Source organism: Klebsiella sp. CN_Kp106 (genome assembly GCF_040064575.1).
In the GTDB taxonomy this organism is placed as follows: domain Bacteria; phylum Pseudomonadota; class Gammaproteobacteria; order Enterobacterales; family Enterobacteriaceae; genus Klebsiella; species Klebsiella michiganensis.
In genome coordinates this window covers 111,707-134,674 of sequence record NZ_JBEAIG010000044.1, presented here as the reverse complement: position 1 = coordinate 134,674, position 22,968 = coordinate 111,707, and the positions used below count along the sequence as shown (strand labels likewise).

Below are 22,968 nucleotides of genomic sequence, written 5' to 3'. Positions count from 1 at the left end.
CTGTTCTTCTGAAATTGGGCCCAATAAATATATTCATAAAATTTATTGGGCCTGTTAATAAGCTCCATTTCATTTTAATAAACACCACTAATATGAAAAAAACGCTGCTGTTGTCGTTATTGATATTGACGACCCGGGCCTATGCTAGCGGCATGGTGCCTGAGACATCTGTTTTACTCGTTGATGAACAAAAAGGTGAGGTGTCGATGAACCTCACCAATTCCGATCCGCATCCGTCCCTGCTCTATACCAAAGTGGTTGATTTAGCCGGTAGCGATAAATCTATCCGCTTAATTGTTACACAGCCGGTAGTACGCGTAGAGCAAGGGGACACGCAAAAGATCCGCTTTATACTGCAAACCTCTAAACCGCTGCAGCATGAAGAGTTTAAACGGGTCACCTTTGAAGGAATTCCGCCGAAGGAAAAGGGAAAACTGAAAACAACGGTCACAATTCGTCAGGATTTACCGGTCATTATCCATCCGGCTGGCCTGGCGGAGGAGCCCGCACCGTGGAAGCATCTGGTCTGGCGCAAAAAGGACGGACAGCTGGAGATCAGTAATCCAAGTGACTATGTCGTCAGGATGACGGCCATGTTTAATACTTTGCCTTCCGGTTCTCCCGGCGATTTATCGAAAACGTATCTCCTGCCGCATACCAGCGTCAGCGTAAAATTACCTGCTAAAGCGGGAGCGGATACGAAGGTCGAGTTTTACCCGGCAAGCCGCTATGGATATAAAGGAGAGCGCTATATCACCTCGTTGCAGTGACTATGTTCAAGGATGGACGGAATGCTCAGGAAAAAGCTGTTGGCCTGTCTTATCGGGTTGGGAAGCGCTCAACTGGCGGTAGCTGAAGAGGCCAAAAAGAGCGCGATAGAATTTGATAGTGAAACCTTAACGTCTTTGGGTATCGACCCGCAAATTGCGCATTATTTCTCCTCAGAAGCCAAATTCCTGCCAGGAGCGACCTCGGTTATGCTGGGCGTTAACGGCAAGGATAAGGGAAATATCGTCACCCACTTTGATGATGACGGCCAGCTGTGTTTCGATAAAGCGTTTATGGAACAGGCCGGTATTCGCCAATCGGGGATCGATAGCGAGGGCTGCTATGACTATTTACATGCCCATCCTGAAACGATCCTAAAAGCGTCGCCCGGAAAAGGGCGAATCGATCTGATATTACCGCAGGAGCAGTTAGTCAGCCAAAGTACCGACCTCAGCGGATACGACACGAGCGGTACGGCTGGGGTGCTGAATTACACCTTTTTCGCTTCGCGCAATGATTATAACGGCGGTCATTCCGAGTATTCGCAGCTGATGCTGGATGGCGGTCTAAACGTGAATACCTGGCTGCTGCGTAGCCATCAGCTATTAAGCCGTGCGAATAATCAGTTTAACAGCGAAAATTCGCAGACCTACCTGCAGCGCACCTTTACGCAGATAAAGAGCACCGTCAAGGCTGGTGAAATAGGCATGAATAACCCTTTACTCGACGGCACCGAGCTGTATGGCATCTCCTTTATGCCGGAGAGTGCCCTTAACGATGCCGGGAGCAGCGTGCTGGTAACAGGGATCGCCAATACCCCGCAGGCGCGGGTTGAGATCCGCCAGCAAGGGATTATGGTGTATTCCACTTTAGTGCCTGCCGGTCCCTTTACCTTAACGGATATCCCCCTGCGCAACGCTACCAGCGATCTGACGGTGGCCGTTTTTGAGACCGATGGCAGCCAGCATAGCCAGGTGGTTCCAGCCTCGTTGTATCGCTCCGGGCTGGGGCCTGCGGGCGGATATCAATTTTCATTAGGCCGGGTTAGCGATGCATATAGCCAGCAGCCCTGGGTAGCCAGCCTGGCTGGCGGCTGGAAGCTCAACGCCAGGCATAATTTAACTAGCGGCGCGATCGTTGCCCAGAACTACCAGGCCTTAGGAATACGCGTTGATTCCATATTGCCACAGGAAATTTCGCTTTCTCTTCAGATTAACCAGGCGTTCGATCGCAATAATGCGCAGCAGGGCCAGAAGTATAATCTATCGACATCTTATGCAACACAGTCCGGTTTTGGGCTGAATGCTTCGTTGAGCAAGTACTCTGAAAAGTATCGTGAGTTTTCTCAGGCCATTGATAAGAGTTTTAGCGCCACCAATAAAATGGAGTACTCCTTGGGTGCGAGTTGGGGACACCCTGTTATAGGTATGATGAGCGCCAGCTTCTATGATGTAACAGGGTTCGATAGCCATAATAATTCTCGCTACGCGACGCTTAACTGGGGAAAGAGTTTTCGCGCATTTTCCGTATCGGCAAGCTGGCAGCGCCAGCTCAGCGGCGGAAGTATCGAGCAAAGCAATGATAATCTTTTTTACCTGAACCTGAATATTCCCTTCCAGCGGCATTCGGTCAACGCTTACGCGCGCAGTGAAAAAGGGCGGAAGAGATTCGGTACCTCGGTAACGGGCACTATCAGCGATGATACCAGTTATACCCTCGGCGCCGAACGTGACCAGACCGAGAGTCGGAACAGCTTCAGCGGCGGGATAAATCAGAATCTGCATTACACGCAGCTAAGCATGAATGCGAGTACCAACGGTTCGCAGAGCCATAGCTACTCCGGAACGCTGCGCGGGGGAATGGCCGCCCACCGCCATGGTGTGACTTTTACACCGTGGGCGATTCGCGACACCTTTGCCATTGCCAGCCTGGATAAGCCGGTTTCCGGAGTGCGCATCGAGACATCGCAGGGGCCGGTGTGGACTGACTTCAGCGGTCAGGCAGTCATCCCTTCCGTTTCGGCCTGGCGAGATGCAGCCGTTGAAATCAACACCGCGACTTTGCCAAAGAATATGGATATTGGCAATGGGCTCAGAATGCTCAAGCAAGGCAGAGGGGCCGTAGGCAAAATCCGCTTTTCTACCATCACGGAGCGCCGGGTGCTGCTGGATGTCACGATGGGGAACGGTGAGCCGCTGCCGAAGGGGGTCGCCGTAACGGATTCAGCGGGCAATTACTTAACGACTTCCGTCGATGACGGCGTGCTTTTTTTGAACAACCTCACAGGGAGACAAACATTGGTGGCGAAACTGGAAAAGGGAAGTTGCCGCATCTCGCTAACGCTGCCTGAAGCGCCAGACGCAGATGCGTTCTATGAAAATGCCAGCGGGGTATGTCAATGATTCGTCTATGGCTGGGCCTTAGCCTGCTGGCGTTTTCCGGCGCCCTTCTGGCCGAATGCGAATTAAATAGCACGCAGCGTTCGGTGGACTATCTGCCCGTTCGCCCTGCAGAGCGCCAGCAGGCGGGAGATAAGCCTGTGGCACTTCCGGATAAGCAGTTCGTCCTGTATGTACATTGTGATAAGCCACAACGTATTCGGCTTTTCTTCGACAGCGCCTATTCGCAAAACGGCAGGTTCGCACTTGGCAATCGTGGGGAAATGAATATTACCGCCGGGCAAGCGGTGGCTGACGATCGCGACGTGATGCTGGTCCCTGTACGGAGCGCCGGGGCACCGATTACGGCGGAAGCAGCAAAGCGATCCCGCATTGTTCTCAATCAAGGGATCGCATTTGTACAGGGGGAAGAGATTGAAGTCAGTCAGCTCTCTGTGGTTCTGAACGTGGCTTCGATGATGGAGATCCAGGCGATTACGGATCGCGTAACATACCGCGGGAATCTGCAGATCAGGGTGGTAACTCCATGAGGTACCCCTTTGTTTTATTTGCGCTTTTAGTCAGTCCGATCCTTCACGCCGGCGACAACCTTAGTATTGATTTTACCGTGACCGCAGAAGCGGCGGCGTGCACGCCAACGCTGAGCCATAACGGCATCGTCGATTTCGGTGAGCGGCATGTCGGGTCGCTATCAACGTCCGCGTTTACCCAGCTAGGCGTGCGGGACATTACCTTAACGATTACCTGCGAATCCTCCACCGGGATCGCTATTACGGCGAGAGATGCGCGATCCAGTTCCGCTATCACGGGAAAAGATACCCACGGCCATGAGGGGGTGCTGTTTCACGTCAATGGCGGCGGATACATAAGCGATAAATCACGGCTTTTTGGTCTGGGTATGGCGATGGAAAATAAACCTATTGGCAGCTATGCGATGCAAATCGATTCCGCCAATACGATCGCGATTGACGATAAAAAAGTTGCCGTTGATATTGCCGGATCGGCCAGCAAAGAGGGACCGTGGGAAGTGTCCTCACTTTTACCGCTCCCAACGGGGCAGGACTATTTCTATACCTTTGTTAAAAAAGGGTCTTCGGTGCCGCAGCCAATCACGGCGGCAACGGTGCCTCTGCAGATAAGCGCATCGGTGGGAAGCCATCTCAGGGGCGGGCAAAAGGTGACGTTGGACGGCGAGGCGGTAATCAGTATTGTCTATCTCTGAATGAATAAGCTTGCGGGCTCCGGAGCCCGCAAGCTTTTTACGTTACACTTCCAGGTAGTTCAGGATGCCGTCAGCCGCCTTACGGCCTTCGGCAATCGCGGTGACCACCAGGTCAGAGCCGCGAACGATATCGCCACCGGCGAAGATTTTCGGGTTGCTGGTCTGGAAGGCGTTGTCGCTACCTTCCGGCGCAATCACGCGGCCCTGAGAATCGAGCTCGACGCTGTGCTTCGCCAGCCATTCCATGCTGTGTGGACGGAAACCAAATGCCATCACCACGGCATCGGCGGGCACCACATGCTCAGAACCGGCCACGATTTCCGCGCGGCGGCGGCCTTTCGCATCCGGCTGGCCCATCTCCGTACGCGCCATCTTCACGCCGCAGACTTTACCGTTGGCATTCACTTCAATGCCCAGCGGCTGAACGTTGAACTGGAATTCCACGCCTTCTTCACGCGCGTTTTTCACTTCGCGCTTCGATCCCGGCATGTTCTCCTCATCACGGCGATAGGCGCAGATGACGTGGGTGGCGTTCTGGCGAATCGAGGTGCGCACGCAGTCCATTGCGGTGTCGCCACCGCCGAGAACCACGACGCGCTTGCCTTCCATGCTAACGTACGGTTCATCCGCCGTTTCACCAAAGCCCATGATCTGCTTGGTATTGGCGATGAGGAACGGCAGCGCATCAAAGACCCCGCTGGCGTCTTCGTTTTCCAGCCCGCCGCGCATAGACTGATAGGTCCCGACGCCGAGGAACACCGCATCGTAATCTTTCAGCAGATCGTCGAGCTGTACATCGCGGCCCACTTCGATATTCAGTTTGAACTCGATGCCCATACCGGTAAAGATCTCGCGACGACGGGTCATCACCTCTTTCTCCAGCTTAAAGGCCGGAATACCAAAGGTCAGCAGGCCGCCGATCTCCGGATGGCGATCGAAGACCACCGCCTTCACGCCGTTACGGGTCAATACGTCGGCGCACGCCAGGCCCGCCGGGCCCGCGCCGATGATGGCGACGGTTTTACCGGTTTGTTTTACGCCGCTAAGGTCAGGACGCCAGCCCATTTCGAACGCTTTATCATTGATATAGCGCTCAATGTTACCGATGGTTACCGCGCCGAACTCATCGTTCAGCGTGCAGGAACCTTCGCACAGGCGGTCCTGCGGGCAAACGCGCCCGCATACTTCCGGTAGGGTATTGGTCTGATGCGACAGCTCCGCCGCTTCAAAAATACGCCCTTCGTTGGCCAGCTTCAGCCAGTTCGGGATGTAGTTATGAACCGGGCACTTCCATTCGCAGTACGGGTTGCCGCAGGACAGACAGCGGTCTGCCTGCGCTTTAGCCTGGCCTTCTGAAAACGGCTCGTAAATTTCCACAAATTCAATTTTACGGATCTTCAGCGCTTTCTTTGGCGGATCAACTCGCTGTAAGTCGATAAATTGATAGACATTCTGACTCATCTTAACCCCTTACTGCGCCTGCACCCGCAGCTCAGCTGCGGAACGACTACGGTGACCCAACAGTGCTTTAACATCGCTGGACTTCGGTTTAACCAGCGCAAACTTCGCTGAGAAGGCCGGCCAGTTAGCCAGAATCTCTTCACCGCGCTGCGAACCGGTAAGCTGCACGTGCTCGGTAATTAAACCGCGCAGGTGCTCTTCATGGATGGCCAGAGAGTCAACGTCCAGCACTTCTACCAGCTCAGGGTTCACGCGTTTGCGGAAGTCGCCGTCTTCATCCAGAACGTAACCAAAGCCGCCGGTCATGCCTGCGCCAAAGTTGACGCCGGTTTTGCCCAGCACGCAGACGATACCGCCGGTCATGTATTCACAGCCATTGTCGCCAATGCCTTCGACGACGGTGATCGCACCGGAGTTACGTACCGCGAAACGCTCGCCTGCACGACCCGCAGCATACAGACGACCGCCGGTCGCACCGTACAGGCAGGTGTTGCCGATGATGCTGGCCTCATGGCTACGGAAGGCCGAGCCTACCGGAGGACGAATGGCGAGCAGGCCGCCGGCCATCCCTTTACCCACATAGTCGTTCGCGTCGCCGGTCAGATGCAGCTCAACGCCGCCGGCATTCCACACGCCGAAGCTCTGACCCGCGGTACCGCTAAAGTGGGCGATAATCGGATCGGCTGCCAGGCCCTGGTCACCGTGGGTCTGGGCGATATAGCCGGACAGCGATGCGCCAACGGAGCGGTCGGTGTTGCGGATATCGAACCAGAAAGTTTTGCTCTGCTTGCTGTCAACGTACGGTTTTGCCTGCTGCAGCAGCTGAGCATTGAGTACGCCATTGTCGAACGGCGGATTGTTCTCTGTGCAGTACAGCGCTTTGCCGGGATGCGGCTCCGCGGTTTCCAGCAGCTTGCTCAGATCCAGCTTCTGCTGTTTGGCGGTAAAACCGTCCAGCTCTTTCAGCAGGTCGGTACGGCCAATCAGATCCACCAGACGCTTCACGCCCAGCTGCGCCATCAGCTCGCGCGTTTCGCGGGCGATGAATTCAAAGTAGTTGGTGACCTTAAACGGCAGACCGTGATAGTGGTTCTTACGCAGTTTGTCATCCTGAGTCGCTACGCCGGTTGCGCAGTTGTTCAGGTGGCAAATACGCAGATATTTACAGCCCAGCGCGACCATCGGGCCGGTACCGAAGCCGAAGCTCTCAGCCCCGAGGATGGCCGCTTTGATGATATCAAGGCCGGTTTTCAGACCGCCGTCCACCTGCAGACGAATTTTGTGGCGCAGCCCGTTGGCAACCAGCGCCTGCTGGGTTTCCACCAGTCCCAGTTCCCACGGACAACCCGCATACTTCACGGAAGAGAGCGGGCTGGCGCCGGTGCCGCCGTCGTAGCCGGCAATGGTGATCAAATCCGCATAGGCTTTGGCTACGCCGGTGGCGATAGTCCCGACGCCCGGTTCAGAAACCAGCTTCACGGAGATCATCGCTTTCGGGTTAACCTGCTTCAGGTCGAAAATCAGCTGAGCCAGATCCTCGATAGAGTAAATATCGTGGTGCGGCGGCGGGGATATCAGCGTTACGCCGGGTACGGAATAGCGCAGCTTGGCGATATAGGGGGTGACTTTATCACCCGGCAGCTGGCCGCCTTCGCCGGGCTTCGCGCCCTGAGCGACTTTAATCTGAATAACGTCGGCGTTAACCAGGTAAGCCGGGGTCACGCCGAAGCGGCCGGAGGCGACCTGCTTGATGCGCGAGACTTTATTGGTACCGTAGCGTGCCGGGTCTTCACCGCCTTCGCCGGAGTTGGAGTTACCGCCGATGCTGTTCATTGCTTCCGCCAGCGCTTCGTGCGCTTCCGGGCTCAGCGCGCCGATAGACATCGCCGCGGTATCGAAGCGTTTGAACAGTTCGCTGGCCGGCTCAACGTCGTCCAGGTTCACCGTGGTTCCGTCCGGCGTTACGCACAGCAGATCGCGCAGCGTTGCCGCCGGGCGCTCGTTAACCAGCTTCGCGTACTGCTGGTAATCGCTGTATTCGCCGCTTTGTACGGCTTGTTGCAGCGTGCGCACCACGTCAGGGTTATAGGCGTGATATTCGCCGCCGTGGACGTATTTCAGCAGGCCGCCCTGATCCAGCGGTTTACGCGCCAGCCAGGCGCGTTTCGACAGGTTCAACAGATCCTGCTGGAAATCCTCGAAGCCCGCGCCGCCGATACGGCTGACGACGCCCTGGAAGCACAGGTCGGACACTTCGCGATGCAGACCGACCGCCTCAAACAGCTTCGAGCAGCGATAGGAGGCAATGGTCGAAATCCCCATCTTCGACATGATCTTATACAGACCTTTGTTGATGCCGTTACGATAGTTCAGCATCACCGCGCGGTACGCTTTGTCGATGGCTTTGTTATCCACCAGCTTCGCCAGGGTTTCATAGGCGAGATACGGGTAGATAGCCGTCGCGCCGAAGCCGAGCAGCACGGCAAAGTGGTGCGGATCGCGGGCGCTGGCGGTTTCGACAATAATGTTGGCATCGCAGCGCAGGCTCTTATCGACCAGTCGGGTCTGGATCGCGCCTACCGCCATCGGAGCCGGTACCGGCAGTCGGTTTTTGGCGATGTTGCGGTCAGAGAGCACCAGCAGAACGGTACCGCTGCGCACCATTTGTTCGGCTTTATCGCACAGCGCCTTCACGGTTTCAGCCAGCGTGGTTTCGGTGGCATCAAAAGTGATATCCAGGACGTCGGCGCGATAGTGCTCCTCTTCCATGGTGGTCAGCTGTTTAAAATCGGAGTACAGCAGAATCGGCGACTTGAAGCTCAGGCGGTGCGCCTGGCCTTCCGCTTCGCAGAAGACGTTCATTTCACGGCCGATGCTGGTGGCCAGCGACATGACGTGCGCTTCGCGCAGCGGGTCGATCGGCGGGTTGGTCACCTGCGCGAACTGCTGGCGGAAGTAATCGTAAATGATACGCGGCTGGCTGGAGAGCACGGCAAATGGGGTATCGTCGCCCATTGAGCCGACCGCTTCCTGGCCGTTTTCACCCAGTACGCGCAGGACGGAGTCCAGCTCTTCGGCGCTGTAGTTGAACTGTTTCTGGTAGCTGGCGAGGGTATCATCATCCAGCTGGCGGCTACCGACTTCTTCATCTGGCAGCTCTTCGAACGGCACCAGACGACGGACGTTTTTCGCCATCCACTCTTTATACGGGTGACGGCTTTTCAGATCGTTGTCGGTTTCCGCGGAGTGCAGAATACGCCCCTCGCGGGTATCGATAACCATCAGCTCGCCCGGGCCGACGCGGCCTTTTTCAACCACTTCATCCGGCTGGTAATCCCAGATACCGACTTCGGAGGCGCAGGTGATGAGCTTATCTTTCGTGATCACATAGCGCGCCGGACGCAGGCCGTTACGGTCGAGGTTACAGGCGGCGAAACGACCATCGGACATCACGATGCCCGCCGGGCCGTCCCACGGCTCCATATGCATGGAGTTAAAGTCAAAGAACGAACGCAGCTCAGGATCCATGTCCGGGTTGTTCTGCCAGGCTGGCGGAACCAGCAGGCGCATAGCGCGGATAATGTCCATCCCGCCCGCCAGCAGCAGCTCCAGCATGTTATCCATCGAGCTGGAGTCAGAGCCGGTTTCATTGACGAACGGCGCGGCGTCGTGGAGATCCGGGATCAGCGGCGTCTGGAACTTATAGGTACGGGCGCGGGCCCACTGGCGGTTACCGGTGATGGTGTTGATCTCGCCGTTGTGCGCCAGATAGCGGAACGGCTGCGCCAGCGGCCAGCGCGGCACGGTGTTGGTGGAAAAGCGCTGGTGGAACAGGCAGATTGCCGACTCCAGGCGCAGGTCCGCGAGGTCCAGGTAGAAGCGCGGCAGATCCGCCGGCATACACAGACCTTTATAAATGTTGACCAGGTTCGACAGGCTGCAAACGTAGAAATCTTTATCTTCCTGCAGACGCTTTTCGATACGGCGACGCGCGATGAATAAACGGCGTTCCATATCGCGCGGACGCCAGCCAGCCGGGGCGTTCACAAAGATTTGTTCAATACGAGGCAGCGAGGAGAGGGCGATTTCACCGAGAACGCCTTCATTGGTCGGCACATCGCGCCAGCCGACGATAGACAGCGTTTCGCGTTGAAGTTCTTCTTCGACGATGCGGCGCGCCGCTTTGGCCAGTTCAGTATCCTTATTAAGGAACAGCATCCCAACGGCATAATTTTTGGCTAAACGCCAGCCGCGCTCTTCCGCAACAATTCGGAAGAAACGATCGGGTTTTTGTAGCAGCAAGCCACAACCGTCGCCGGTTTTTCCATCGGCAAGAATCGCGCCGCGGTGCTGCATTCGGGCCAGTGCGTGTATAGCGGTTCGCACTACCTTGTGGCTAGGTTCGCCTTCTATGTGGGCGATCAGGCCGAAACCACAGTTATCCCTCTCAAGGGATTTATCGTACAACATATCAGTGAACCTCCCCAGGCTCTACGGGACACCCTCCGATACCGATTGCGCACGGGCACAGAAAGAGCATGGCGACGGGGTTTACACCTCGCATTCGCCCTCTTTAAATCCTTTTCGCATCGGTACACAAGTTTGAGGACTTGCTGTTAAGAGGGAATCTCAATTACTGCATAAATATGATGAGCAGAGCACTCATCCAGAAAGCTTCCAGCGGATTCCCAACTTATCGGGAATCCACACATACGTCAAATGGCAATCTTATTTATACAAAAATGTGCTATACAACACCTAATTTAATGATTTTTAAGAAAATAATGGCATTTTAAATGCCAGGGAAACGTACCGGTCGTCATAATTGAGTGTGATCTGTCTCACTATATCGACGGCGAGACATTATCCTTCTGTGCTGAATTGTTTTTTCATTGCAGTTTTTTAAACTGGTTTTTGTTTGATTTGCGGTGACTAATACTGTTTTATGCCCTGGTAAAGATAATGGCAAATCAGCGGCTATATATAAGGAAAACTCATTACCATAAGGATGAATTAAATTGCAGTTATCTTGAGTGTTTATGCAATGAGATAGGCAGCCGCGTTGACGATTGATCCAGGTCATCGCCGTCGGTAGCTAAAAATGGCAGGCTTGGCCCCTTTCTTAAGGCCGGTCTATCAGATTATGCAGTTACAAAAATTAGTCAATATGTTTGGTGGGGATCTTATGCGCCGCTATGGTGAAAAGGTTCATAAACTGACGCTGCATGGTGGATTTAGCTGCCCAAATCGCGATGGCACTATTGGTCGCGGCGGCTGTACGTTCTGTAATGTGGCCTCTTTTGCCGATGAAGAGCAGCAGCACCGCTCGATTGCGGAACAGCTGGCCCATCAGGCGCAGCGGGTGAATCGCGCAAAGCGCTATCTGGCCTATTTCCAGGCTTATACCAGCACTTTTGCCGAGGTGCAGGTGCTGCGCGCCATGTATCAGCAGGCGGTCAGCCAGGCGAATATTGTCGGGCTATGCGTAGGGACTCGCCCGGACTGCGTCCCCGGCGCGGTACTGGATCTGCTGACTGAATATCGGGAGCAGGGGTATGAAGTCTGGCTCGAGCTGGGTTTACAGACCGCGCATGATAAAACGCTGCACCGAATCAATCGCGGCCACGATTTTGCCTGCTATCAGCGAACCACCCGTCTGGCACGCGAACGCGGCCTCAAAGTGTGTAGCCACCTTATCGTGGGCCTGCCGGGCGAAGGGCAGCGCGAATGTCTGGAGACCTTAGCGCAGGTGGTAGAGACCGGCGTAGACGGCATTAAGCTGCATCCACTTCATATTGTGAAGGGCAGTATCATGGCCAGGGCGTGGCAGGCCGGCAGGTTAAACGGTATTGCGCTGGAAGCGTATACGGTCACTGCAGGAGAGATGATTCGCCATACTCCGCCAGACGTGATTTATCACCGTATCTCCGCCAGCGCCCGACGCCCGACGTTGCTGGCGCCGCTGTGGTGTGAGAACCGTTGGACCGGGATGGTTGAGCTGGATAAATATCTCAATGAATACGGCGTGCAGGGGTCAGCCATCGGGCGTTGCTGGATCTCTCCGGCTGCTGCCGAATAACGTCTTTTCCGGCTGACGGCTCTCCACCGTCAGGCGCGTAACTACAATCCTTCCCGCATTTTTGGCACAACTTACAGCGTCTTGCTCAGAATTGAGTATTATTGTGCGAAGTTGTCGCGAAGGAATCCCTTATGAAGCAAATCCGTATGCTGGCGCAGTATTATGTTGACCTGATGATGAAGCTGGGTCTGGTGCGCTTTTCAATGCTGCTGGCCTTTGCGCTGGTGGTGCTGGCGATCGTTGTGCAGATGGCCGTGACGATGGTGCTGCACGGCCAGGTGGAAAGTATTGATGTGATCCGCTCCATCTTCTTTGGCTTGCTGATTACCCCGTGGGCGGTCTATTTCCTGTCGGTGGTGGTTGAGCAGCTGGAAGAGTCCCGGCAGCGCCTCTCGAGGCTGGTGGAGAAACTGGAGGAGATGCGCGAACGCGATCTCAAGCTGAATGTGCAGCTTAAGGACAACATCGCCCAGCTTAATCAGGAAATCGGCGAACGTGAAAAGGCGGAAGCGGAACGTGAAACGACGCTTGAGCAGCTGAAAATTGAGATGAAAGAGCGTGAAGAGGCGCAAATTCAGCTGGAACAGCAATCCTCCTTCTTGCGCTCCTTCCTGGATGCCTCTCCGGACCTGGTTTTCTATCGTAATGAAGATAAAGAGTTTTCTGGCTGTAACCGAGCCATGGAACTGTTGACCGGTAAAAGTGAAAAGCAGCTTATTCATCTTAAGCCGCAGGATGTTTACAGCGAAGAGGTGGCGGAGAAGGTGCTGGAGACGGATGAGAAAGTCTTCCGCCATAACGTATCGCTCACCTACGAGCAGTGGCTGGATTATCCGGACGGGCGCAAGGCCTGCTTTGAAATCCGCAAAGTGCCTTATTATGACCGCGTCGGTAAGCGCCGCGGTCTGATGGGGTTTGGCCGCGATATTACGGAGCGTAAGCGCTATCAGGACGCGCTGGAGCGGGCCAGCCGTGATAAGACCACCTTTATCTCAACGATCAGCCACGAGCTGCGTACGCCGCTTAACGGCATCGTAGGCCTTAGCCGAATCCTTCTGGATACCGATCTTACCGATGAACAGGAAAGATACCTGAAAACCATCCACGTCTCAGCGGTAACGCTGGGTAATATCTTCAATGATATTATTGAGATGGATAAGATGGAGCGGCGTAAAATTCAGCTGGATAACCAGCCGGTGGACTTTACCGGCTTCCTGGCCGACCTGGAAAACCTCTCCGGCCTGCAGGCGCAGCAGAAAGGCCTGCATTTTGTGCTGGACCCCACGCTTCCGCTGCCGCATAAAGTAATCACCGACGGAACGCGTTTGCGCCAAATCTTGTGGAATCTTATTAGTAATGCCGTGAAATTTACTCCGCAAGGCGGGAATGTGAACGTCCGCGTGCGCTACGACGAAGGAGATATCCTGCACTTTGAAGTAGAAGATTCAGGGATTGGCATCCCTGAAGCGGAACAGGATAAAATTTTCGCCATGTATTACCAGGTGAAAGATAGCCAGGGCGGCAAGCCAGCGACGGGTACCGGCATCGGCCTCGCCGTATCGCGGCGGCTGGCGCGGAATATGGGCGGTGATATTTGCGTTACCAGCCTCCCGGGTAAAGGCGCGACTTTTACGCTTACCGTACACGCTCCGGCCGTGGCTGAAGAGGTCGAGGACACGCTGGCGGAAGATGAAATGCCATTACCTGCGCTGAACGTGCTGCTGGTGGAAGATATTGAGCTCAACGTGATCGTGGCGCGCTCGGTACTGGAGAAGCTGGGCAACAGCGTGGATGTGGCGATGACCGGCAAGGCTGCGCTGGAGATGTTTGTACCCGGCGAGTACGATCTGGTTCTGCTTGATATTCAGCTGCCGGATATGACTGGACTCGATATTTCTCGTCAGCTGAAACAACGCTTTGCCGCCGATGAGCTCCCGCCGCTGGTGGCGCTTACCGCTAACGTGCTGAAGAACAAGAAAGAGTATCTGGATGCGGGAATGGATGATGTTCTTAGTAAGCCATTATCGGTTCCGGCATTAACCGCGATTATCAAAAAATTCTGGGATGCGCCGGAAGAAGAGGAGAATGCAATGCCATCTGTAGATAGCAGTAAATCGGCTTCTGTACTGGATATTCCGATGCTTGAGCAGTATATCGAACTGGTAGGGCCGAAGCTGATTAATGACGGTCTGGCCGTTTTTGAAAGAATGATGCCGGGCTACCTGGCGGTCCTGGAATCCAATTTAACCGCTCGCGACCAGAAAGGCATTGTCGATGAGGGTCATAAGATTAAAGGGGCAGCGGGCTCAATCGGTTTGCGCCATATCCAGCAATTAGGGCAGCAGATTCAGACGCCGGATTTACCTGCGTGGTCGGATAACGTGGGTGAATGGGTTGAAGAGATGAAATCAGAGTGGCAAAACGATGTCGCGGTGCTGAAAGCGTGGGTCGCGGCGGCAGATAAAAAATGACCCCGGATAAACCGGGGTGCGCGAATACTGCGCCAACACCAGGGAACTGGTCGTTACGCCAGAATCATTTGAGTGATTTTTTTACACGGCGCAACCTGAGGATTTGGCTTACTCGCTCATTAAGATAGCAAACCTTAAATAGTTTGTTACATGAAACAGTAAAATATGTGAAGCATAGCGAGTAATTCAAAATTTTTGACTGCTTTCATAAACTTGTACTAAGGGGCTGATGTGATGAAGAAAATTGGTGTGGTGCTGAGCGGCTGCGGCGTTTATGACGGAAGTGAAATTCATGAAGCCGTCATTACCCTGCTGGCAATAGCCCGCAGCGGCGCTCAGGCCATCTGCTATGCGCCAGATAAAGTGCAAACCGATGTTATCAATCACCTGACCGGCGAAGCGCAGGCGGAAAGCCGTAATGTGCTCGTGGAAGCGGCGCGTATCGCACGCGGAGAGATTCAGCCTTTGGCCAATGCCCGAGCGGATGCGCTGGATGCGCTGATCGTGCCCGGCGGTTTTGGTGCAGCAAAGAACCTCAGCAGCTTTGCTTCACAGGGGAGCGAATGTGAAGTCGATCGCGATCTCAAGGCGCTGGCGCTGGCGATGCATCAGGCGGGTAAACCGTTGGGCTTTATCTGTATCGCTCCGGCACTGTTGCCGAAAATATTTGCTATACCGCTACGCGTGACCATTGGTACCGATCTTGATACTGCCGACGCGGTTGAGGAGATGGGGGCTGAACACGTGCCTTGCCCGGTCGACGATATTGTGGTGGATGAAGACAACAAAGTGGTGACGACCCCCGCGTATATGCTGGCGCAGAACATCGCCGAAGCGGCGAGCGGCATTGAAAAACTGGTCTCTCGCGTATTGGTTCTGACGGCATGACATTTCGCTTTTCGCCGTTGCGGTTGATTAAGCGCTTTGTGCTGAGGCTATTGTTGGCTTGTGCGGTGCTATGGGGCGGCGGGATTGCCCTGTTTAGCTTCGTACCTGTTCCTTTTTCGGCGGTGATGCTGGAGCGGCAGGTCGGCGCCTGGCTTTCAGGGGATTTTCATTACCTCGCCCATTCCGACTGGGTGGACATGGATGAAATTTCGCCGTGGATGGGGCTGGCGGTTATTGCCGCAGAAGATCAGAAATTCCCGGAACACTGGGGATTTGACGTCACGGCCATTGAGAAGGCGCTGGCGCATAATGAACGCAATGAGAACCGCATTCGCGGCGCCTCAACCCTGTCGCAACAGACGGCAAAAAACCTGTTTCTGTGGGACGGCCGCAGTTGGCTGAGAAAAGGGTTGGAGGCGGGACTGACCGTCGGCATTGAGACAGTATGGAGTAAAAAGCGGATCCTCACGGTCTATCTCAATATCGCTGAATTTGGTGAGGGGACGTTTGGCGTTGAAGCCGCGTCGCAGCGCTATTTTCACAAACCGGCCAGTAAACTGACGGCTTCCGAAGCCGCGCTGCTCGCTGCGGTGCTGCCTAACCCAATACGCTTCCGCGCCGATGCGCCATCGGGTTATGTTCGCAGCCGTCAGGCGTGGATCCTGCGCCAGATGAGGCAGTTAGGTGGGGAAGGGTTTATGCAGGCGAATAAGCTGCATTGATGATTTCACAACCGGTAACCCGGAAGGCACGCTGCCGCCGGGGGAATGAAAGCTAATCCTCATCAAACCCGGCGTTGAACAGCGCAATAACCGCTGCCAGCGCCTCCACTTCCTGTGGGCCGTTGGCTTCAATCTCGATCTGACGCCCTTTAGCTGAATCGAGCATCAGCAGCGCAATCACGCTATTTGCTTCCGCTTCGGTACCTTCATCATTACGCAGCAGCACCTCGGCATCATAGTTCTGCATTAATTCAAACAGCTTCATCGCCGGGCGAGCGTGCATGCCCAGCTTATTGGTGATTTCAACGGTTTGCTTAACGGTCATGATTTGCGTTTTTCCAGCGTCCGATGACGAGACTGCACGTTCTTACCGCGCGAGCGGAAGTAGTCAGCCAGCTGTTCGGCGATGTAAACCGAACGGTGTTTACCACCGGTACAACCAATGGCCACCGTCAAATAGCTGCGGTTATTGGTCTCCAGCATAGGTAACCATAGCTCAAGATAGCTGCGGGTCTGGTAGATAAAATTGTGAACTTCCGTGTGCCGGTCGAGGAAGGCGGCGACGGGCTTATCGAGGCCGGTCATGGGACGCAGCTTCGGATCCCAGTGCGGGTTCGGCAGAAAGCGCACGTCAAAAACGTAGTCGGCATCGATAGGTATACCGTGCTTAAAGCCAAAGGATTCAAACACCATCGTCAGTTCGCGCTCGCGTTTGCCTAATAAACGCGTGCGCAGCATTTCTGCCAGCTCATGCACCGACATTTCTGAGGTATCGACGATCAGGTCGGCGCGGGAACGCAGAGGCTCCAGCAGGTCGCTCTCTTCATCGATGGCGCTTTCCAGCGACAGGTTTTTACTGGACAGAGGATGTAAACGACGCGTGTCGCTGTAGCGGCGAATCAGGGTGTTACGATCGGCATCCAGGAACAGCAGCTGAGGTGAAAATTCTGCGGGCAGATTTTTCATCGCCTGCTCGAAGATTTCCGGCGACTCGGGCATGTTACGCACGTCAATGCTGACGGCTGCCGAGATGTTTCTGTCGGCGAGCGAGCGCGCCAGCTCGGGCAACAGCACAACCGGCAGGTTATCGACGCAGTAAAAACCCATATCTTCCAGCGCTCGCAGGGCGACGGATTTCCCCGACCCTGAACGGCCGCTGACGATCATCAGTACCATGTACCGTTTCTCCTCAGTACGAAAAAGAGTAAGGTGCGACTTCCGTTACGCCTCATTATTACTTCCCGCTTCAGTAATGATTTCATACAGCTCTTCATCACTTTGCGCAGCGCGCAGGCGGCGGCAAATAGTTTTATCTGCCAGACGTTTCGCCACCAGCGAGAGCGTATGCAGATGCGTTTTAGTTTGATCGGCCGGGACAAGAAGGGCAAACAGCAGATCGACGGGTTGATTGTCGATAGCATCGAAGGCAATTGGGGTTTCCAACTGAACAAAAACGCCCACGGCCCGCAGCGTATCCTCTTCGAGTTTACCGTGTGGGATCGCAATACCGTTGCCAATCCCGGTACTGCCCATTTTCTCACGGGTGAGGATCGCCTCGAAGACGATCTGGGGCGGTAAGCCTAGCTGCTTTGCCGCCAGCTCGCTGATGATTTCCAGCGCGCGTTTTTTGCTCTGGCAGTGAACCTGGCTACGGGTACATTCCTGGTTAAGGACATTGCTCAGTTGTAGAGCCGAATCGTTATTTATCATAATTTCACCTGAGCTCTCCTGGCCAACCGCCTGCGGGCGGTTGGCGTAGGCTATTGCCCGGACAATTAGTGTTGTTTCAGTTTATCTTTATGTTTTGTTAGCTGTCTTGCCAGCTTATCGATAAGACCATCGATCGCAGCATACATATCCTGCCCTTCCGCACTGGCATGGATTTCACCACCGTTGACATGCAGATTGGCGTCCGCTATTTGCGTCACCTTCTCCACTTTTAACACAATGTAGACCTGGTTGATCCTGTCGAAAAACTGCTCCAGTTTGCTGAACTTCGCGGTAACGAAATCGCGCATCGCGGGGGTTATTTCAACGTTGTGTCCTGTAATGTTGAGCTGCATAGTGTCTTCCTTATCGGTTGGGTCAAACCAGCTGCTTACGCTGATTTGACGGCGGAATGGATAAAGACTCTCGGTACTTAGCAACGGTTCGCCGCGCCACCATAATACCCTGATCGGATAGCAGGGTGGTGAGCTTACTGTCACTCAATGGTTTCGCGGGGTTTTCCGCGGCGATTAATTTCTTCACCAGCGCACGAATGGCCGTCGACGATGCTTCGCCGCCGCCTTCGGTGTTTACATGGCTGGAGAAGAAATACTTCAGCTCAAAAATACCGCGCGGACTGTGCAGGTATTTTTGCGTAGTAACGCGTGAAATGGTGGATTCATGCATTTCGACGGCCTGAGCGATGTCCGCCAGCACCATCGGTTTCATAAACTCTTCACCTTGTTCAAAAAAAGCCTGCTGCTGTTCGACAATGCAGCGGCTGACGCGCAGAAGGGTGTCGTTGCGGCTCTCGAGGCTCTTGATAAGCCAGCGCGCTTCCTGCAGGTTGCTGCGGATAAACTGGCCGTCCGCGTCATTGCGCGTACTGTTACCCATGGCGGCATAGTGCTGGTTGATCTTCAGGCGCGGAAGGCTATCTGAATTGAGCTCAACGACCCAACGATCGTTCACTTTACGCACCAGAACGTCAGGAATGACATATTCTGGCTCGCCAGTCTGGATCGACTGGCCCGGGCGCGGATCCAGCGATTGGATCAGATTTACCGCTTCCTTTAGCACGTCTTCTTTGAGGCGGGTCACGCGCATCAGGCTACGGAAGTCGTGATTGGCAAGCAGATCAAGGTGTTCGCTGATGATCAGGCGAGCTTCATCAATCCACGGCGTCTCTTTGGCAAACTGTGAAAGCTGAACCAGCAGGCAATCGCGTAAATCTTTTGCCGCTACGCCGACGGGATCGAAACGCTGAATGCGCTTGAGAACCGCTTCTACTTCTTCAAGCCCGATTTCATCATCGCCAATACTTTCCACGATGTCTTCGACAGGAACGGTCAGGTAGCCAGTATCATCAACGGCATCGACGATAGAGGTCGCGATCGCGCGATCGGTATCGGTGAAGGGCGTCAGTTCAACCTGCCACATCAGATAATCCTGCAGGCTTTGCGTGGTCTCGCCCTGGTAGACGGGCAGTTCATCATCCTGGTAATCAACGCCGTTGCCTGACGGCGTTCCGGCGGTGTAAATCTCATCCCAGCTGGCATCAAGCGGCAGCTCTTCGGGCATGTCTTTCTGCTCAAGGGCATCGACGGTATCCAGAGACTCACGATCTTCGGCCTCTTTGGTTTCTACCTCATCGTGAAGATCGGTTTGCTCCAGCAACGGGTTGCTGTCCAGCGCCTGCTGGAGTTCTTGCTGGAGTTCTAACGTGGACAGCTGCAGTAGACGAATCGCCTGCTGCAGTTGTGGCGTCATGGCAAGCTGTTGGCTTAGCCTTAATTGCAAACCTTGCTTCATATTCAGGGCCAATATCTCCGGCTAAAACGTCTGTAACCTCTACCCTATCAGAGTCTGAAGTCTTCCCCAAGATACACGCGCTTAACCTGCTCGTCTTCAAGGATTTGCTGTGGCGTACCGTGAGCTATCAGGTGGCCCTGGCTGACGATATAAGCACGCTCACACACGGCCAGCGTTTCCCGGACGTTATGGTCGGTTATCAGGACGCCAAGACCGCTGTCGCGCAGGTGTTCAATAATGCGTTTGATATCAATGACGGAGATGGGGTCCACGCCGGCGAAGGGTTCATCCAGCAGGATAAATTTCGGGTTAGCGGCCAGCGCGCGGGCGATCTCGACGCGGCGGCGTTCACCACCGGAGAGCGCCTGGCCGAGGCTATCGCGCAGATGCTCAATGTGAAACTCCTCCATCAGCTCTTTCGCCCGGTCTTCACGCTGCTCGTTGCTCAGGTCGTCGCGAATCTGCAGTACCGCCATCAGGTTATCGTAAACGCTCAGGCGGCGGAATATGGAGGCCTCCTGCGGCAAATAGCCGATTCCGCGACGCGCGCGCGCGTGCAGGGGCAGCAGGCTGATATCTTCATCATCGATGATAATGTTGCCGGCGTCGCGCGGTACGATACCAACGACCATATAGAACGTGGTGGTTTTACCGGCACCGTTCGGTCCGAGCAGACCAACAATCTCGCCCGAATTCACGGTCAGGCTGACGTCTTCTACAACGCGGCGGCCTTTATAGGCTTTAGCAAGATTCTTTGCAGTTAATGTTGCCATAACGAATTACTTACCCTTCTTTGACTGATCGCTACCCTTGTCCTGCAGCTGCGAAGGAACCAGAACCGTGGTCACGCGCCCGCCTTTATTGCTGAAGGCCTGCATTTTTTGCTCTTTCACCAGGTAAGTGATTTTGTCGCCCTGGATATTGCTATCGATCTGTTCCAGATGCGCATTGCCGGTCAGGACGACAAAGTCGTTTTGCAGTTCATAATGCATTTTCGACGCGCGGCCTTTTACCGGCTTACCGTTGTCCTGCATCTGGTAGAAGGTGGCCGGGTTACCGTAGCCATCAATAACCTCTTTGCCTTTCTCTCCACCCGGACGGGTCACAACAACTTTGTCGGCGTTGATTTTGATCGTTCCCTGAGTGACGACAACATTCCCCGTAAAGGTGACGACGTTGCCCTGCATATCCAGCGACTGCTGATCGGATTCAATGTGAATCGGCTGATCGGTATCACCTGTCTTTGCCTGTGCCGACAGGCTGGCGGCCAGTAAGGCGCTGGCGAGCGCAATCTTAAGGCTGAGTTTGTTTGTTCTGAATTTCATATGAGGTTCTAACCTTTTCAATCAGCTCGGCATTTTTACTGCGCAGGTTCCCGCGCATTTTCAGGCCGCTGGAATTAAATGTTGTTCCGTACAACGTCACCATGTCATCGGAGGTAACATCCTGCGTCACCAGGTTTATCTGGGCGTTATCCGTCGTAATTTTGCGCAGTTGAGAATCCGCCGTCAGCGCATTTACCTCAACGTGCCCGTAAAGATACAGCATGCGGTCATTCGTCAACTTAGCTTTATCCGCTTTGATAGACCAGGTTGGTACTTTATTGGTATCAAAGGTGGTCATCACCGGTTTTGTGAACCACGAGAGCTGCTGTTCGGAAAAATACTCCACGTGTTCCGCGATGAGCCGGTAGTTAAGCGCCCCTTCGGGACTATACACGACGGTATCAGTATGCTCGCTGGTATACGTTGGATCGTCAGGATTGATCGCTTGCTGGGTGGTATCGTCCGTACTCGCCAGGTTCAGGCCGATCAGGATCAGCGCGACCAGCGACAGTAAAATGATAACCCAACGTCTGGTTTTACTCATATAGATTGCCCTTTGGCCTCATCCAGCTTGCCCTGCGCCAATAGTAGCAAATCGCACACTTCGCGTACCGCTCCGCGACCCCCGTTGATACGAGTAACGTAATCCGCGCGCGGGAGCAGCAGCGGATGCGCATCGGCTACCGCTATGCTTAAACCCACTTCAGCCATCACCGGCCAGTCGATCAGATCGTCGCCAATATAGGCGACTTCATCCGCGCTAACGGCCAGTTTATTGAGTAGTTCACGAAACGCCAGCAGCTTATCCGACTGCCCCTGGTAGAGATGCGTAATGCCCAGCGTTTGGCAGCGATCTTCCACCAGTTTAGCGTTTCGCCCGGTAATTATCGCCACTTCAATATCTGAAGTCAGGGCGCAGCGGATACCGTAGCCGTCGCGCACGTTAAACGCCTTCAGCTCTTCGCCGTTGTTACCCATATAGATAAGACCGTCGGACAAAACGCCGTCTACATCAAGTATCAATAAACGGATCTTCGCCGCCCGGTCAAGAAAGTCCTGGCTTACCGGCCCGTAGCAGGTCGCTATCAGGGCATCAGCATTATTCATTATTTTTTCCTTACTTACACTACGCCCGCGCGCAGGAGATCGTGCATATGTATCACACCTACCAGACGGTCGCCATCAGCAACCAGCACGCAGGTGATATGACGGGACTGCATCAGGTTCAGCGCATCAACGGCCAGCGTGCCGGGACGGATGCGGATTCCGCCTCGCGTCATCACTTCGGCAATACTGGCGTTACGCATATCAATGCCGGTATCAAATACGCGGCGCAGATCGCCATCGGTGAAGATGCCGATGATATTCATTTCATCATCGCAAATGGCGGTCATGCCTAAATTTTTGCGCGTGATTTCCAGCAACGCATCGCGGAGCGTGGCCTCCAGGCCAACGTGCGGAATTTCATCGCCGGTGTGCATGATATCATTGACCCGCAGCAGTAGCTTACGGCCCAGAGCGCCGCCAGGGTGCGATAGCGCAAAATCTTCAGCGGTAAAACCGCGGGCTTCCAGCAGCGCTACGGCAAGGGCATCGCCCATGACCAGCGCGGCGGTGGTGCTTGACGTGGGGGCCAGCCCTAACGGGCAGGCCTCTTTGGGCACCTTCACGCACAGGTGAATATCCGCCGCGCGCGCCATACTGCTTTCCGGTCGGCTGGTGATACAAATCAGCGCCACCTGCTGGCGCTTAAGCACCGGAATCAGGGCGAGGATTTCATTTGACTCGCCCGAGTTGGATAGCGCGATCACCACGTCGCATGGAGTTACCATGCCTAAATCGCCGTGCGCGGCCTCACCGGGATGAACGAAGAAAGATGACGTTCCGGTACTGGCGAAAGTGGCTGCCATTTTTCGCCCGATATGGCCGGATTTCCCCATTCCCATCACCACAACTTTACCGGTACAGCGGAAAATGGTCTCACAGGCACGGGTAAAATCTTCATTAATGTATTGATCGAGCTGGGCCAGACCTTCACGTTCAATGTCCAGAACCTCGCGGCCTGCCCGTTGAAAGTCAAAATCCGCTGGCAAATCTATTTGCGACATAATGTT

20 protein-coding genes are annotated in these 22,968 nt (G+C 54.6%); 8 read left to right on the top strand and 12 right to left on the bottom strand.

What is annotated here, in order from left to right; all coding sequences use genetic code 11:
• Positions 1-92: 92 nt before the first annotated feature.
• The 4 genes from ABLU96_RS12205 to ABLU96_RS12190 are packed head-to-tail and all read left to right on the top strand — an operon-like array spanning position 93 to position 4,389.
• Positions 93-770 carry a fimbria/pilus chaperone family protein gene (locus tag ABLU96_RS12205; protein WP_064404333.1) on the top strand — a complete coding sequence of 226 codons (678 nt, stop codon included), beginning with the start codon at positions 93-95 and terminating at the stop codon, positions 768-770.
• Between the two features lie 21 nt (positions 771-791).
• Positions 792-3,170 (top strand): fimbrial biogenesis usher protein, encoded by a 2,379-nt coding sequence (locus ABLU96_RS12200; RefSeq protein WP_064404331.1) that lies wholly within the window; start codon positions 792-794, stop codon positions 3,168-3,170.
• Positions 3,167-3,697, top strand: a complete 531-nt coding sequence (locus ABLU96_RS12195) for a hypothetical protein (RefSeq protein WP_064404329.1) — start codon at positions 3,167-3,169, stop codon at positions 3,695-3,697. The genes ABLU96_RS12200 and ABLU96_RS12195 overlap by 4 nt, the downstream gene beginning before the upstream one ends.
• On the top strand, positions 3,694-4,389 hold the full coding sequence (locus ABLU96_RS12190) for a DUF1120 domain-containing protein (protein ID WP_064404327.1): 696 nt from the start codon (positions 3,694-3,696) through the stop codon (positions 4,387-4,389). Before ABLU96_RS12195 ends, ABLU96_RS12190 begins: the two co-directional genes overlap by 4 nt.
• A 42-nt stretch (positions 4,390-4,431) precedes the next feature.
• On the opposite strand, the gene gltD is transcribed toward ABLU96_RS12190, so the two are convergent.
• Together gltD and gltB are read right to left on the bottom strand one after the other, a co-directional pair.
• The gene (gene gltD, locus ABLU96_RS12185) at positions 4,432-5,850 is read right to left on the bottom strand and encodes a glutamate synthase subunit GltD (RefSeq protein ID WP_004854608.1); all 1,419 of its coding nucleotides are present in this window, start codon (positions 5,848-5,850) and stop codon (positions 4,432-4,434) included.
• 9 nt (positions 5,851-5,859) lie between these two features.
• Positions 5,860-10,320, bottom strand: coding sequence for a glutamate synthase large subunit (gene gltB, locus ABLU96_RS12180; protein ID WP_074189007.1), 4,461 nt, complete (start codon positions 10,318-10,320; stop codon positions 5,860-5,862).
• Between the two features lie 673 nt (positions 10,321-10,993).
• Here gltB and ABLU96_RS12175 point away from each other — a divergent pair.
• From ABLU96_RS12175 to mtgA, 4 genes are all read left to right on the top strand, one after another.
• Positions 10,994-11,929 (top strand): TIGR01212 family radical SAM protein, encoded by a 936-nt coding sequence (locus ABLU96_RS12175; protein ID WP_014226987.1) that lies wholly within the window; start codon positions 10,994-10,996, stop codon positions 11,927-11,929.
• Positions 11,930-12,060: 131 nt separating this feature from the next.
• Entirely contained in the window at positions 12,061-14,400 is a 2,340-nt protein-coding gene (gene arcB / locus ABLU96_RS12170; protein ID WP_025108151.1) for an aerobic respiration two-component sensor histidine kinase ArcB, read from the top strand.
• Between the two features lie 234 nt (positions 14,401-14,634).
• Positions 14,635-15,288, top strand: a complete 654-nt coding sequence (elbB, locus tag ABLU96_RS12165; protein ID WP_014226985.1) for an isoprenoid biosynthesis glyoxalase ElbB — start codon at positions 14,635-14,637, stop codon at positions 15,286-15,288.
• Positions 15,285-16,010 (top strand): monofunctional biosynthetic peptidoglycan transglycosylase, encoded by a 726-nt coding sequence (gene mtgA / locus ABLU96_RS12160; RefSeq protein ID WP_014226984.1) that lies wholly within the window; start codon positions 15,285-15,287, stop codon positions 16,008-16,010. The genes elbB and mtgA overlap by 4 nt, the downstream gene beginning before the upstream one ends.
• Positions 16,011-16,062: 52 nt before the next feature.
• Here mtgA and npr read toward each other — a convergent pair whose 3' ends face one another.
• From npr to kdsD, 10 genes are all read right to left on the bottom strand, one after another.
• A complete protein-coding gene (gene npr / locus ABLU96_RS12155) occupies positions 16,063-16,335 on the bottom strand; it encodes a PTS phosphocarrier protein NPr (RefSeq protein ID WP_004106170.1) in 273 nt (90 codons plus the stop codon).
• On the bottom strand, positions 16,332-17,186 hold the full coding sequence (gene rapZ, locus ABLU96_RS12150) for an RNase adapter RapZ (protein WP_004106169.1): 855 nt from the start codon (positions 17,184-17,186) through the stop codon (positions 16,332-16,334). Before rapZ ends, npr begins: the two co-directional genes overlap by 4 nt.
• A gap of 45 nt (positions 17,187-17,231) precedes the next feature.
• A complete protein-coding gene (gene ptsN, locus ABLU96_RS12145; RefSeq protein WP_004854593.1) occupies positions 17,232-17,720 on the bottom strand; it encodes a PTS IIA-like nitrogen regulatory protein PtsN in 489 nt (162 codons plus the stop codon).
• 65 nt (positions 17,721-17,785) lie between these two features.
• On the bottom strand, positions 17,786-18,073 hold the full coding sequence (hpf, locus tag ABLU96_RS12140; protein WP_004106167.1) for a ribosome hibernation promoting factor: 288 nt from the start codon (positions 18,071-18,073) through the stop codon (positions 17,786-17,788).
• A 22-nt stretch (positions 18,074-18,095) separates the two neighbouring features.
• On the bottom strand, positions 18,096-19,529 hold the full coding sequence (gene rpoN, locus ABLU96_RS12135) for an RNA polymerase factor sigma-54 (RefSeq protein WP_025108150.1): 1,434 nt from the start codon (positions 19,527-19,529) through the stop codon (positions 18,096-18,098).
• 47 nt (positions 19,530-19,576) lie between these two features.
• Complete coding sequence (gene lptB, locus ABLU96_RS12130) at positions 19,577-20,302, bottom strand: LPS export ABC transporter ATP-binding protein (RefSeq protein WP_004125705.1); 726 nt, start codon at positions 20,300-20,302, stop codon at positions 19,577-19,579.
• 6 nt (positions 20,303-20,308) lie between these two features.
• Entirely contained in the window at positions 20,309-20,854 is a 546-nt protein-coding gene (gene lptA, locus ABLU96_RS12125) for a lipopolysaccharide ABC transporter substrate-binding protein LptA (protein ID WP_004125703.1), read from the bottom strand.
• A complete protein-coding gene (gene lptC, locus ABLU96_RS12120; protein WP_004854587.1) occupies positions 20,823-21,398 on the bottom strand; it encodes an LPS export ABC transporter periplasmic protein LptC in 576 nt (191 codons plus the stop codon). The genes lptA and lptC overlap by 32 nt, the downstream gene beginning before the upstream one ends.
• Positions 21,395-21,961, bottom strand: coding sequence for a 3-deoxy-manno-octulosonate-8-phosphatase KdsC (gene kdsC / locus ABLU96_RS12115; protein ID WP_004854584.1), 567 nt, complete (start codon positions 21,959-21,961; stop codon positions 21,395-21,397). The genes lptC and kdsC overlap by 4 nt, the downstream gene beginning before the upstream one ends.
• A 14-nt stretch (positions 21,962-21,975) precedes the next feature.
• Positions 21,976-22,962: an arabinose-5-phosphate isomerase KdsD gene (gene kdsD, locus ABLU96_RS12110; RefSeq protein WP_004854583.1), complete on the bottom strand. Its 987-nt coding sequence runs from the start codon at positions 22,960-22,962 to the stop codon at positions 21,976-21,978.
• Positions 22,963-22,968 lie beyond the last annotated feature (6 nt).